This is a genomic window from Reyranella sp., from assembly GCF_036558665.1.
Lineage (GTDB): Bacteria > Pseudomonadota > Alphaproteobacteria > Reyranellales > Reyranellaceae > Reyranella.
Window position 1 is genome coordinate 16,038 of record NZ_DATBFE010000005.1, and the last position, 13,259, is coordinate 29,296.

Below are 13,259 nucleotides of genomic sequence, written 5' to 3' on the forward strand. Positions count from 1 at the left end.
CCGAGGAAACGTGCGCCCTTGCTGAGGGGTTGCCCGCATCGGGAGCTGGACCTGCGACCGTATTGGGGCAGGTGCGGCGTCGGCAGGATGCGCCGGATTTAGCGGATCTCGAAGCCGAGGGTCGCCAGCGCCGTCCGCATCCGTTCCCGGCCGTTCATCGACCTGATCGGCCCCAGCCGGTTCAGCACGCGCTGGGTCCAGGTCGCGGCCTGCAATTCGTGACGCTGCGAGAACACCGCCATTTCGGCATCGTACGGCGATCGCAGGGCCGCTTCCCGTCCGACGGCGTAGTGCTCGCGGTGGAGCACGATGCCTTGCGGCAGACGCGGCTTCACCTCACCGGCAGCCTCGGCCATGGCGTATCCGACACAAAGGCCGAACACCACGAACGAGCGCTGTGGCAGCCCAAGCAGCCCGGCCACGCGCACCGGATCGTTGCGCATGGCGCCGATATAGACCGTGCTGAGGCCGAGCGACTCGGCGGCGACCACCGCATTCTGCGCGGCAAGCGCCACGTCGATGCAGGCGACCATGAAGGTCTCCAGCCAGGGCATGCACTCGAAATCGGCCTTCTGCTCTTCGGAGATGCGCTGATTGCGCGCCATGTCGGCGACCCAGGCGATGAAGAGCGGGCATTGCTCGATATGCTTCTGACCGCCGGCAATCTCGGCCAGCGCCTTCTTCGTGGAAGGATCCGTCACCGCAATGGCCGACCACCATTGCATATTGGAGCTGGTGGCGGCCGACTGTGCGGCGGCGATCAGCGTTTCGAGGGTGCCGGCCGGCACCGGGTCCGCTCTGTAGGCCCGCACCGACCGGTGCTCGAGCAGGCGCGTAATGGTCTCGTTCCATGGCCCGACACTTGGTGCCGCAGCGCCATAGCGTCGGCGGAGCGAGGCCTCCCTGTCCAGGTGTTCGGCTGTCAGCGCGTCCATGCGGTGCTTCCTTGCGGCTTATGGCGCGTGACGGCGGTCACCAGCGCGAGAAGGATGAAGGCGACGACGATGGCATAGATCGTCTGCGGACGATCGTGGTCCATCAGCCAGCCGTAGCTGAGCGGGGCGATCATGCCGCCGAGATTGAAGCCGGTACTCACGAAGCCGAAGACCTTGCCGAACGAACCGGGCGGTGTGACGGCCCGCACCATCATGTCGCGGCTGGGCTGGATCATGCCGTTCAACAGGCCGCCGATCGACATCACGATGATCAGGACGATGCCAGGAAGCGCGAACCAGCCCATGAGGATCGCCATGGTCGAGGTGAAGGCGAAGCCGACAGCCGCCACGCGTTCGTGATGCGGCGTGCGGTCGGCGACGATGCCGCCCAGCAGCACGCCGAGCGCACTCATCAACAGGAAGCCCGACAAAGCGACGTTCGAGATCGCGGCTGGTGTGCCATGCAGCGCCTGCTGGCTCACCACCGTGTAGGTCTGGATGCCGCCGTTGGCCATCGCAAGACAGAGGAAGAAAAAGAGGTTGCGCAGGATCGGAGCGCTCAGCAGAAGGTCGAGCCCGACCTTGTGCTCTGTCTTCCTGGCGGTGACAGCCGGCTTGCGAGTTGCTTTCGGCAGAACGTGACCGGCGACCACCAGCAACATCGCCGCGGCGAAGGAAAGGACGGCAGCCGCGAGAAAAGCGCCATGCCAACCCCAGATCGCGGCACAGCCGATGACGAAGGCGGGCGTTACCCCGCTGCCGGCATAGCCGGCGAAAGTATGGATCGAGAACGCCTTGCCGATGCGCTTGCCGTCGATCGTGGCCGACAGGATCGAATAATCCGCGGGATGGTACACGGTGTTGGCGACGCCGAGCAGGGCGTAGGCGATGATGAAGGCCCAATAGTCCGGCAGGAGGGCGGCGAGCGCGATTGCGACCGCGCCCACGAGCAGGCCCGCGGTCAGCATGGCGCGCGGTCCGATGCGGTCCACCAGGAAGCCGGCCGGCGTCTGCAACAGCGCCGAGGCGACGTTGAAGGCGGTCAGCGCAAGCGCAATGTCAGTGTAGCTGACGCCGAAGGCTTCGCGGACCTGCCCGAAGATCGGTGGCAGCAGCATGATGTGGACGTGGCTCACGAAATGCACGGCGGCGATCAACGACACCACCTTGGCGTCCTTGCGCCAGCCTTCGGCCAATTCGGGGCCGGCCGCGAGACCGAGCGGTTCACTCGTCGATGACATTGACCTTCAAAGTCCCGATGCCGGAGATCTCGACCTCGACGTTGTCGCCCGCCTTCATCCAGAGCGGAGGCTTGCGGCCGAGCCCCACCCCGTCGGGAGTGCCGGTCGCGATCACGTCGCCCGGCTCGAGCCATGTAACGGTTGACAGATACTCGATGATGGTCGCGACGTCGAAAAGCATATGGTCCGTCGTGTCGTGCTGTACGACGGCGCCGTTCAAGCGTGTAGTGAGCTCCAGCGCCTGCGGGTCCGCAATGACATCGGCCGTCACCATCCATGGTCCGAGCGGCCCGGTTGCCGGGAAGTTCTTGCCTGCGGTCACGGAATGCTTCTGGAAGTCGCGCACGCTCGCATCGAGGAAGCAGGTGTAGCCCGCGATGACCGAGGACGCCTGCGCGCGCGGCACATGCCTGCATCGTTCGCCGATCACCACAGCGAGCTCGCCTTCGAAGTCGAAGGCGATCGAGGCGCTCGGACGGACGACACTTCCACCGGACGCAACCAGCGTATTGTGCAGGCGCGAGAACACGCTCGGCTGTGCCGGCCGCTCCCGACCGACCTCGCCGACATGACTTGCATAGTTGAGGCCAACACAGAGGATCTTGTCGGGATTGGGAATAACCGGCATCAACTCGACCGCGTCCAGAGCGAAGTCGGCCTTCTGGTTCCTCGACGCGGCCGCAAGGCCAGGCAGCGCCTTGTCGGCGATCGCGTCACGCAGCGTCTTCCAGCGCCCATCCATCCGCTTCGAGAGATCAACGACGCCATCCTCGACGACCGCGCCGAACTTCGGTGCGCCCGCATGGCGGAAACTGGCCAACCGCATCGACCGACCTTGCCAGCAGGCCTCGAGGTGTCAAGCCACGGAGAGGTGATGCCGCCTCTTCAGGCCGCCCGCGAACGTGGTCTCGCCGGGTAGGTGCATTCGGCCAGCGACGTCCTGTCCAGTTCCGCGAGGAACGCCTCCCGTGCGGCGGCGAGGCGCTTTCGGAGCCGGCAACGCGGCGTAAGCAGGCAGTTGCCACCGTCGGCGCGGAAGCACTCGACGATCGGTTGATCGTCCTCGAGATCGCGCACGACCTGACCCAGCGTGATCGATTGCGCGGTGCGCGCAAGCTGGAAGCCGCCGCCGGCGCCACGTTGCGTCCGAACATAGCCTGCGTCAGCCAATCGACGAACGACCTTGATCAAATGGTGGCGCGAGATCGCGAACTCGGTAGCAACCTCGTCTGTCGTGAACGAGCGATCGGGCTCGCCGGCCAGGCGCATCAGGGCGCGCAGACCGAAATCGGTGAAGGCTGTGAGGCGCATCGTCGCTCCCTGTGAATAGGCATTGTAAATACCTATTTGGCCAAGTCAAATAGGCATCATGAATACCGATTTGTTGCGCGCAGACATTGTGGCGCGGACCGGAATCGACGAGGGGATGATCGAACGGCTGGTCCACAACTTCTACGCAAACGTGCGCGAAGATGCTCTCCTGGGGCCGGTCTTCGAAGCGCGTGTCGACGACTGGACCACTCACCTTGCCCGCATGTGTCGCTTCTGGTCGTCGGTGGCCCTGATGTCGGGAGCCTACAGCGGAAATCCCATGGCCAAGCACGTCCGGCTCCCGGTCGATGCGGCGCATTTCGACCGGTGGCTGGAACTGTTCGAACAGAGCGCCGCGCAGATCTGTCCGCCCATGGCGGCGGCGCACTTCATCGAACGCGCCCGACGCATCGCGCAGAGCCTCGAGCTCGGCATTGCCGTGGCAGCCGGCGCGATGCCGGCCAGAGGTGCGCGCTTCTACCGTGACGACATCCCCGCATCCATCGATGGAGAGCAGCATGACGATCCAGGCCAATGATCTTTACACCCGCGAGCGCACGGTGGGCGAAATTGCTGCCAGCTTGCCGGGCGCGACCGCGGTCTTCCGCCGCTTCGGTCTCGACTTCTGCTGCAAGGGCGACATTGCCCTCGACGAGTCGGCGCGGCATCACGGCATCGACGTGAGCGAGGTCGAGGAGGCGCTGGCGGAGCTTCCGCGCGATGGAAAGGCCGAGGCACCGTCGGCGACTGTGGAGCTGATCGAGCATATCCTCGCCCGCTATCATGAGGTCCATCGCCGGGAGCTGAAGGAGCTGGTGCGACTTGCGCGCAAGGTCGAGCAGGTCCATGCGGGCAACCCCGCCGTACCGCGCGGCCTTGCCGACCTCCTGGACCGGACGGCGCGCGAGCTCGAGCAGCATATGGGCAAGGAGGAGTTGATCCTCTTCCCGGCCATGGCGCGGGCCATGCCAGGCCTGGACGCTCCGATCGCCTGCATGCGCCACGAGCATGACGATCATGGCCGGACGCTGCAGGAGCTCGAGGCGCTGACCAACGGTTTCACGGTTCCGGCCGGTGCCTGCCGCACCTGGCAGGCGCTCTATGCCGGCGTCTCCAAGTTGGCCGACGATCTGAGGCAGCACATCCACCTCGAGAACAACGTCCTGTTCCCGAGATTTGCCCGGCGCTAGCCGGTCAAGTCAGCAAGCGCGCGAGCGCCGGCGACAGTCCGACGCTTTCGACCGGCGCAGGCAATGAATGTCTGCCGGCCTCGGCCTTCGCGGGCTTCTGCCCGGCCAGGCTCTCGGCCATCGTGACCGCACAGGCGATGCCGTCCAGAAGCGGGATGTCGACTGCGCCCTTGAGCTCGTCGGCAAGGCCGGCCAGTCCCGCACCGCCCAGGATGACGACATCGGCGCGGTCCTCTGCCAGGCAGGCCCGGCAGCCTTCCGCGAGCAACGCCATCGCCGCCTCGGGGTGGCGTGCGACGTCCACACCCGTCGGGGCCACAGTGCGCACCGAGGCGAGACGCGGGGCAAGACCGTGGCTTGCAACGAACTCCTCGAGCATCGGTTTCCACCGCTCGCCCCCGGTGACGATTGAAAAGCGTTGGCCGAGCGTGGAAGCCTGCAGGATAGAAGCTTCCGCCAGGCCCACCACCGGCACCTTCGACATCTCCTTGAGGGCTGCCAGCCCGGGATCACCGAAGCAGGCCAGAATCACGACGTCCTTCGGACCATTGTCGTTCGCCAGCGCATCGACGGCGGCATGGCCGGCGATTGCGTAACCCACGCGCGATCCGATGTGGCGCGGCCCGAAGGTGGCGGTAGTTGCCCGCACGTTTGTGCCCTCGCGGCTAAACCGCCGGGCTGTCGTCAGAACCAGATCGGTGATCGAGGCCGTCGTATTGGGGTTGATCAGCAGCAGGTCTGTCATAGCTGCATGATCTCCTTCAGCCGCGCCACGTCGTGGTTCTCGCCGATCGAAAGCGCGCAGATGCGCGACACATGCGTCATCGGCAGTCCGCTTTCTTTTCTCCACGCATTGAGCTGATCCTGTGCCGCGCGCAGGTCCTTCTTCGACGTTGCCGTGGCGCTGAGCGGCACCCCGGCATCGCGAAGGCAGAGCAGGACATCGCCCGACAGCACGAACGCATCCCAGCCGAGAAAGCGCAGCAGGTACTGGCCGCTATGGCCGCCGAGCCGCGAGCCTCGCCTCGCGAGAACGTCCAGAAGGCCAACCTGATCGTCGACCGGCCACCTGGCGATGAACTTGCCGAAGCTGCCGTGCTCGGCCGCGATCTCAGTCACGAACCGCGCGTTCTCGCGCACCGAGCGGATCTTCTGTGGATTGCGCACGATGCGCTTGTCGGACGCGAGCTTCTCCCAGAACTCCGCGGGCTGGAACAGCAACTGCTTTGGACTGAACTCGAGAAAGGCTTCCTCGAACCCCGGCCATTTCTTGTCGATCACCTCCCAGACGAAGCCGGCCGAGAAGACGCGGCAGGCCATTTCCGACAGCACGCGATCGTCGCCGAGCTTCGCCAACGCCTTGTGGTTCGGCGTGTTCGGCAGGAGGCTTGCCAAAACCTTGTCACCGCCCTTGCGCCCGGCCGCGCGTTCGCGGATGCGTTTGAAAGCGATCCTCGCCACGTCAGTCCAGCCAGCCGTCGAAGAAGTCGAACACACTTGCCTTGAAAAGCCCGTGGCCGATCAGCGAGAAGTGATCGCAGCCCGGCACGGCGACTGCCTTGGCGCCGGGAATGGCGTCGGCGAGGCCTTGCGGCGGGCCAGCGAGCTGGTCGCGCAAGCCGGCGATGACGAGCGCGGGACGACGGATCGTGCCAAGTGCATCCGGCGTGAAAGGCTTGCGCGGTCCGCGCGAACAGGCGGCGAGCGCCAGCCGATCCTCTTTCTGCTCGTCGGCAAAGTGGCGGAAGCTTTTCAGCATCGGATCGGCGATGGCCTCGGGTGAGGGCGCTTCCATGGCTTTCGCCATGGCATCGGGATCGCGTGACGGCTCGAAAACCCGCGCGCCGACGCCGCTCACCACCAGATGGTCGATCCGGCCGGCGTCGAGCAATGCGGCGGTAAGCGCGATCTGCGATCCCATCGAGAAGCCCAGAAGATGGGCGCGCTCGATTCCCGCATGGTCCATCAGAGCGAAGACGTCCCGCGCCATCGCTTCGCGGGCGTACTTTTCCGGCTCGTGAGGTTTGGCACTCTCGCCATGGCCGCGATTGTCGAAGGCGAGCCCGCGCAGGCCCTTTGCCGCCAGCGCGTCGTACCAGCCCATGCGTTTCCAGTTCTCATGCCGGTTGGCCGCGAAGCCATGCACGAGCACGATGGCCTTTCGCGCGTCGGGCGGGCCGAAATCGTCGTAGGCCAGCGAAAGCCCGTTGGACGTGAACTGAGCCATGGCTTTCCCTAGCCCGCGTCCGGACGGGCGACAAGGTTGATCGCGTCGTCCAACTGTCGGACAAAGGCCGAAACGAGGGGACGGATGGCAGCCAGGATCGGCAAGACGGTGGGCGAATCACAGCCTTTCTGGCCGGAGGTTCCCAGGCGGCCTCGCGGACGCGACGGAAAGGGCGCGCCGAACATTCTCGTCGTGCTGTTCGACGACGTCGGCTTTTCCGATTTTGGCTGCTACGGTTCGCCGATCTCGACGCCCACGATCGATGCCATCGCAGGCCGCGGGCTGCGCTATACCGGCTTCCACACCACCGCGATGTGCTCGACCACGCGCGCGGCGCTCTTGACGGGGCGCAACCATCATTCGGTCGGGGTCGGATGCCTCGCCAACTTCGATTCGGGCTATCCCGGTTATCGTGGCAAGATCGCGCGCGAAGCCGGCACCCTGGCCGAGATGCTGCGACCGCACGGCTATCGCAACTACATGCTGGGCAAATGGCATGTTACGCCGCTTACCGAGTCGGGGGCGACGGGGCCGTTCGACGGCTGGCCGCTGGGCCGGGGCTTCGACCGCTACTACGGCTTCATGGATGCCGAGACGGATCAATATGCGCCGGAGCTGGTGCGCGACAATACCCCGGTCGATCCACCGGGTACCTTCGCCACCGGCTACCATCTGACAGCGGATCTGGTCGACCAGAGTATCCGCTATCTCGCCGACCATATCGGCGACAATGCCGAAGTGCCGTGGCTCGCCTGGCTGGCCTTCGGCGCCTGCCACGCCCCCCATCAGGCGCCCTTCGACCTCATTCGCAAGTATGACGCGCTGTTCGCCGAAGGCTGGGACGTGGAGCGCGACCGGCGGCTCGCGCGACAGAAGGAAACCGGCATCGTGCCGAAGGACACGCGGCTTCCGCCGCGCAACGATCTCGTGCGTCCGTGGGCCGAGCTACCGGAGGGAGAGCGCCGGCTCTACACGCGCCTGCAGGCCGCCTACGCCGCCATGTTGGAGCATGCCGACCGGCATCTCGCCCGATTGGTAGCGTTCCTCGATCGGGCGGGGCAGCTCGAGAGCACGATTATCGTCGTCATGTCGGACAACGGGGCCAGCCAGGAAGGCGGGCCGTTCGGCATGATCAATGCGATGGGCCCCTATAACCTGCGGCGCGAGCCCATCGAGGAGAAGCTTGCGCGCATCGACGATATTGGCGGCCCGGACACGCACTCCAACTTTCCGCTGGGCTGGGCGATGGCTGCCAACACGCCGCTCAGGCGCTACAAGCAGAATACGCATGGCGGCGGCATCCGGGACCCGCTGGTGATCTCCTGGCCGAACGGATTGTCCGCGCGCGGCGAACTGCGTCACCAGTTCTGCCATGCCTGCGACCTCGCGCCGACTCTGCTCGATGTGGTGGGGGTCGAACCGCCGGCAGCGATCAACGGTATCGCCCAGATGCCCGTCGAAGGGACGAGCTTCGCCGGAAGCCTCGAGGATGCGGCGGCGCGAGCCAAGTCGTCGCCCCAGTATTTCGAGATGTTCGGTCATCGCGGTCTGTGGCGCGACGGCTGGAAGGCAGTTGCATATCACCCGCCGGGCAGCGCCTTCGACCAGGATCAATGGGAGCTGTTCCATCTCGACGAGGACTTCAGCGAAACCAATGACCTTGCTGGCACCGAGCCTGAGAAGCTGAAGGCCATGATCGAAGAGTGGTGGCGGCAAGCGGAAAGTCACAAGGTGCTGCCCTTGGACGACCGCTTCGGGCAGCGCTTCGCCGACAATGCCAGGCGCTTCCACGGGCCGCGCAACAGGTTCGTGTTCCATGCCGGCATGGGCCATGTACCGACCGAGGTGGCGCCCGACGTCAGGAGCCGCACCTATACGATCGAGGCCGACGTGGGCGTCGACGATGCGGCGACCGAAGGTGTCCTGATTGCCCACGGCGACATGACCTGCGGCTACTCGCTCTACGTCAAGGACAACCGGCTGACGTACGACATGAATGTCGGCGGGGTGCATCACGTTGCCGTATCGGACCGCCCCGTGCCGGCGGGAAACAGGCGTCTGGGTCTGCGCATGCGCCGCAACAAAGGCGTGAACATCGCCACTTTGCTGATCGACGGAGCGCCAGCCGGCGGCTTCGAGGCGCAGCTCGGCTTCATCAGCTTCATTTCGTGGTCGGGCCTCGACATCGGGCGCGATCGCGGCAGCCCCGTGTCGCACTATGAAGCGCCGTTCGCGTTCACGGGCAGACTTCGGAAGGTGACTGTAACCCTCGACGACGACCAGGCGCTCGACGGCGCCTCCGCAGCATCGGCCGCGCTTGCGCGCGAATAGCCGAAACTTCGGGGGCGAGCCCGACGCGCCGGCGCTCGAGAAGTCGGACGCGATCCTCGTGTCTGCAACTCCTCTCAAGGGGTGCCGTTGCTCTGTCGAGGAGAGGAACATGCCGACCATGGAAAAGGCGGAGCGGATGGAAGAGCTGGTCTGCCGATGCGAACCCGAGATATTCCTGCTCCGGGACGACGGCAGGACGCCGAACAATCCGGTCTTCCCTTTGCTCCTGTACCGCGCCGCGGTTGTTTTTCCTCAGGAACTCGATCCGGCCGAGGTGCTGGAGAAGATCTTTGCCGGCAACGGGTGGGGCAGCGGCTGGCGCAACGGCATCTTTGATTTCCTGCACTTCCACACCCAGGCCCACGAGGTCTTGGGCATCGCTCGTGGCGAAGCGCGCGTGCAGTTCGGGGGCAAAACGGGCAGGGTCATCAAGGTCGCGGCGGGAGACGTGGTCGTCCTCCCAGCCGGCACGGGGCACCAGCGTATCGGGCCCGCCCGGGATCTGCTGGTGGTCGGCGCCTATCCGCCCGGCGGCAAATACGATCAGCCGCAGCCGGGGAGTGTCGACGGCCGAGCGGCGCGCGATCGCATCGCTCGCGTGCCGATGCCGGCGACCGATCCGGTCTATGGCGCAACCGGTCCGCTCGCCGCCCATTGGCATCGGGCAGCCGGCGCGTCGGTTGATAGTTGATCTCCCAGGATTGGGCTACTTCTCCAGGTCCTGCGCCATCTTCAGATGCTGTTGAAGTGTCGGCAGGGTTTCGTTCGCAAACGCCTTGAGATCGGCGTTGTCGCCGCCCTTGCCGTAACGCTCGAACAGGGAAACGGCGTCCTTGTGCGCCGACACCTGCATGCTCTCGTATTGCTTGCTGAAGTCCTTGCCGTTCAGGCTCTTGAGCTTGTCGAGCTTCTCTTGATGAGCGCTGTCCATTTTCGTCGGCAGGCTGACCTTCACCTTGCCGCTGTCGACAAGCGCCTTCATCTTGTTCGCTGTCTCGGTATGATCCTTGATCATGTGATCCGCGAAGACCTTGTCCTTGTCGTCGGACTTGGTGGCGACCAGTTGGCTGGACTGGATCTCAAGCAGGTCGCTGTTGGCAGCCATGGTAGCGAAGTCCTGCGTCGTCGGCGTGATGCCGAGCGTTGAGTTGACACCGGATTTCTCCGCGATCGACTGCGAATAGGCTGGTATGGCGGCCGACAGGATCAGGGCCGCACCTCCCATGATGACGTACTTCATGACCGCCTCCTCCTTGAAACAGAGTTGCTTTCGGCTAACGGCCATCACGGCCCAGGAGTTGCCGCCACCGGTCGTCAGGTACTTGCCCCTTTGGGGCCTCGACCGGGTTTCGGCCCCTTGATATCGGCGTTCTGGCTGCCGGGAATGCCGGCGCCACCATCGTCGCGAGTCGTCTTCGGGTTGTTCTTGGATCCACGCTCTTCCTGCTGACCGGGCGGGCCGCCGCCCGGGTTCCGACGCTCGTATTCCATCTCGGGCGAAGAGGTCCGACGCCGTGCCATGACTAAGCGACCCCTCGACGCAACGACTTCTCCGTGTCGCTCCTGCTGGCCCTGGGCGCGCTACCGGCCCGGGCGACCTCGCCGGCCCGAATGCGCAGTACTGCCATGAGATCCACGGCCCTGGCGCGGTTGGACGACTGAACAGGCATGACAAGGCCCCCGGTGCTCATCGAACGCGGTTGGCATGTTCTTGAGTCAACAACCGTCGGCGGCAACCGTTGCAATGGCGCCGATGTCTCCAGATTCGGCGCCGCGTTCCTCTTTCGGTCTCGCGGCAATGCTTCATGCAGCGCCGGCGAGCCGGGTGAGGCCGCCTCGCAACGGCGTCGGTCAACGGCCGTTGACAACACGATGGCGCGCTCCAGGACCCCAAGAGCCAGGAGATCGCGGGCACCGCTATTCTTCCTGGCTGCCCATGATCGTCACTCCGGTCACGTCACGGTGGTCGTCGAAACCCCCAAGGGCAGCCGGAACAAATACAAGTACGACCCGTCAATCGGCGCGTTATGCCTCGCCTCGGTGCTCGGGGAAGGGTTGGCCTTCCCTTACGATTTCGGCTTTGTCCCCTCGACCCTCGGCGGCGACGGCGATCCGCTCGACGTGCTGCTCTTTCTCGATCACGGCGCGCCATCAGGCACGGTGGCGACGGCACAGTTGATAGGCGTTCTCGAGGTACGCCAGCGCACCGGGAAGCAGCCCTGGAAGCGGAACGACCGCTTTCTCGCCGTCGCGGCCGGCACGCACATGTACCAAAACCTTCGAAAGCTCGCGGACCTGCCGCCTCATCTGCTCGATGAGATCGAATCGTTCTTCGTCCACTATGCCGGTCTCGAGGGCAAGCAACTCGAGGTGCTCGGCCGCAAGGGGCCACGGCGAGCGGCCCGGCTGGTCAAGGCCGGCGAGCGACTGTTCCGGCGAAAATGCGGGCCGAAATGAGCGAGCTTCGACTGGGACCGCGAACGGTCCATCTGGCGGTCGATCTCCAGCGCCTCTTCGCTGAACCGGGTCCATGGTTCGTGCCGTGGATGGACAGGGTCGTTCCCAACGTGGTGGAGATTGCTCGGCGGCATCCCGAGCGAACCGTATTCACGCGCTTCATCCCACCGCGCGAACCGGACGAAATGCCCGGCGCCTGGCGCGACTACTATCGGCGCTGGCATGCCATGACCCGCGATACTCTCGACCAACGGCTCCTCCAGCTGGCCGAGCCGTTGCGCGCCTTGGTGCCGCCGGCAAGGGTCTGCGACAAGGCGGTCTACTCGGCGTTCGCTCATGCAGGGCTGGTCCGTTGGCTGCGCATGCAGCACGCCGATACGCTGATCGTGACGGGCGGCGAGACGGATGTCTGCGTGCTGGCCACCGTGATGGCCGCGGTCGACCACGGCTTTCACGTCGTGCTGCCGACGGACGCCCTTTGTAGCGCGCGCGATGCAACTCACGACGCCCTCCTCATGCTCTATCGCCAGCGCTTCGAGCGCCAGATCACGACCGCCTCCACGGAGGAAGTGGCGCGCGTCTGGGCATGACGAGGCCCGTGGCGCTATCTGGCGGAGGCTTGCTGGGTTCCGGACAAACGATGGTGAAGGAAGGCGATCATCTTCTTGCGGCTGTCGGCGGCCGCCGCCGGGTCATTGCCAACGCGGAAGCCCGCATATCTTTGCGCGATGATGTCGAGGTCGAACGAATGAGCGGCCTCCGGATAGACGGTGACGTGATACTCGGCGCCGGTCGCGTCGACTGCCGTGCATTCGCGGGCCGACACCCACTCGTCACGGCCGCCGCTGAAGATTTGCACCGCGGTCGCGAACCTCGCGCCTGAGGTCAGGAGCCCGCACCATGGATAGAAGGCGACGGCGCCCCGGAACGGCGGTTCGCCCGCGGATTTGCGGTACGCCTCGTAGCTGCTCTGCAGTGCCGCCTTGATGACGACGCTGCCGCCATTGCTTTGGCCCATCAAAAAGACGTTGTCGCCATCGACATATGGCAGTTGGCGCAAGTATCTCGCGGCATCGAACGCATCCGATGTGCGGTATGCCAGAGCCTGCTGCAGCCTCGCGTTGCTCGCGCACATTTCGTCGCCCGAGTAGTAGCGCGGTCCGAAACTGTCGAGGTTGAGGACGACGTAGCCCCGCGTCTGCAGGCTCTCGGCATAGCCGCGCAGGGCGAACATGACGGCCGGCTGCCACCCGCTGCAGCCATGCATCAGGATGACGGCGGGGAAGCGGCCGCTGCCCTGCGGCCGATAGAGTTCGCCGCGTAATGCGATCTGCCTTGGTTCATTCGGCTGGCTGGCCGGGAACTTGACGATCCCCTGGCCGTGCGCCGAGGTGACGGCAAGCCACGAAGCACCCCATGCGCTGATCAATCCGATGAGCAGCCGCATCAATCCTCCACTGCGTGGCTCGCTGTGACAGGATTGTGCTCAGGTGCATCGACAGTTCAATTGGACGCATACAAACGAAACAAAAAACCTGCCCGGGTTCGCCGGGCAGGTTGCTCGATT

General features: G+C 65.2%; 14 protein-coding genes and 1 pseudogene. 6 read left to right on the plus strand and 9 right to left on the minus strand.

Translation table 11 applies throughout. The annotated features are described in order from the left end of the window. Positions 1-98: 98 nt before the first annotated feature. The 4 genes from VH499_RS00845 to VH499_RS00860 are packed head-to-tail and all read right to left on the minus strand — an operon-like array spanning position 99 to position 3,487. Positions 99-935, minus strand: coding sequence for a nitroreductase family protein (locus VH499_RS00845; RefSeq protein WP_332050779.1), 837 nt, complete (start codon positions 933-935; stop codon positions 99-101). After that, positions 923-2,176, minus strand: a complete 1,254-nt coding sequence (locus tag VH499_RS00850) for an MFS transporter (protein WP_332050780.1) — start codon at positions 2,174-2,176, stop codon at positions 923-925. Before VH499_RS00850 ends, VH499_RS00845 begins: the two co-directional genes overlap by 13 nt. Further along, positions 2,160-3,002, minus strand: coding sequence for a fumarylacetoacetate hydrolase family protein (locus VH499_RS00855; protein WP_332050781.1), 843 nt, complete (start codon positions 3,000-3,002; stop codon positions 2,160-2,162). Before VH499_RS00855 ends, VH499_RS00850 begins: the two co-directional genes overlap by 17 nt. 59 nt (positions 3,003-3,061) lie before the next feature. Further along, on the minus strand, positions 3,062-3,487 hold the full coding sequence (locus VH499_RS00860; protein WP_332050782.1) for an Rrf2 family transcriptional regulator: 426 nt from the start codon (positions 3,485-3,487) through the stop codon (positions 3,062-3,064). Positions 3,488-3,545: 58 nt separating this feature from the next. Between VH499_RS00860 and VH499_RS00865 the strand changes: the two genes are divergently transcribed. Next, the gene (locus VH499_RS00865) at positions 3,546-4,025 is read left to right on the plus strand and encodes a group III truncated hemoglobin (protein ID WP_332050783.1); all 480 of its coding nucleotides are present in this window, start codon (positions 3,546-3,548) and stop codon (positions 4,023-4,025) included. After that, positions 4,006-4,677, plus strand: a complete 672-nt coding sequence (ric, locus tag VH499_RS00870) for an iron-sulfur cluster repair di-iron protein (protein WP_332050784.1) — start codon at positions 4,006-4,008, stop codon at positions 4,675-4,677. The genes VH499_RS00865 and ric overlap by 20 nt, the downstream gene beginning before the upstream one ends. A 4-nt stretch (positions 4,678-4,681) precedes the next feature. Here the strand turns inward: ric and VH499_RS00875 are convergent, their stop codons facing one another. From VH499_RS00875 to VH499_RS00885, 3 genes and pseudogenes are all read right to left on the minus strand, one after another. Continuing rightward, positions 4,682-5,422: an aspartate/glutamate racemase family protein gene (locus VH499_RS00875; RefSeq protein WP_332050785.1), complete on the minus strand. Its 741-nt coding sequence runs from the start codon at positions 5,420-5,422 to the stop codon at positions 4,682-4,684. After that, entirely contained in the window at positions 5,419-6,129 is a 711-nt protein-coding gene (locus tag VH499_RS00880) for a DNA-3-methyladenine glycosylase I (protein ID WP_332050811.1), read from the minus strand. The genes VH499_RS00875 and VH499_RS00880 overlap by 4 nt, the downstream gene beginning before the upstream one ends. A gap of 10 nt (positions 6,130-6,139) precedes the next feature. Next, positions 6,140-6,787, minus strand: a pseudogene (locus VH499_RS00885) (alpha/beta fold hydrolase); the annotation flags it as partial. Between the two features lie 201 nt (positions 6,788-6,988). Here VH499_RS00885 and VH499_RS00890 point away from each other — a divergent pair. Both VH499_RS00890 and VH499_RS00895 read left to right on the plus strand, forming a co-directional pair. Next, positions 6,989-9,235 carry an arylsulfatase gene (locus VH499_RS00890; RefSeq protein WP_332050787.1) on the plus strand — a complete coding sequence of 749 codons (2,247 nt, stop codon included), beginning with the start codon at positions 6,989-6,991 and terminating at the stop codon, positions 9,233-9,235. A 109-nt stretch (positions 9,236-9,344) separates the two neighbouring features. Beyond that, complete coding sequence (locus tag VH499_RS00895; protein WP_332050788.1) at positions 9,345-9,926, plus strand: cupin; 582 nt, start codon at positions 9,345-9,347, stop codon at positions 9,924-9,926. A gap of 15 nt (positions 9,927-9,941) precedes the next feature. On the opposite strand, the gene VH499_RS00900 is transcribed toward VH499_RS00895, so the two are convergent. Continuing rightward, complete coding sequence (locus VH499_RS00900; RefSeq protein ID WP_332050789.1) at positions 9,942-10,475, minus strand: DUF4142 domain-containing protein; 534 nt, start codon at positions 10,473-10,475, stop codon at positions 9,942-9,944. Positions 10,476-10,918: 443 nt separating this feature from the next. Here VH499_RS00900 and VH499_RS00905 point away from each other — a divergent pair, with 443 nt between their 5' ends. Continuing rightward, a complete protein-coding gene (locus tag VH499_RS00905; protein WP_332050790.1) occupies positions 10,919-11,692 on the plus strand; it encodes an inorganic diphosphatase in 774 nt (257 codons plus the stop codon). Next, a complete protein-coding gene (locus tag VH499_RS00910) occupies positions 11,689-12,282 on the plus strand; it encodes an isochorismatase family cysteine hydrolase (RefSeq protein WP_332050791.1) in 594 nt (197 codons plus the stop codon). Before VH499_RS00905 ends, VH499_RS00910 begins: the two co-directional genes overlap by 4 nt. 14 nt (positions 12,283-12,296) lie before the next feature. Here VH499_RS00910 and VH499_RS00915 read toward each other — a convergent pair whose 3' ends face one another. Next, positions 12,297-13,139: a dienelactone hydrolase family protein gene (locus VH499_RS00915; RefSeq protein WP_332050792.1), complete on the minus strand. Its 843-nt coding sequence runs from the start codon at positions 13,137-13,139 to the stop codon at positions 12,297-12,299. Positions 13,140-13,259 lie beyond the last annotated feature (120 nt).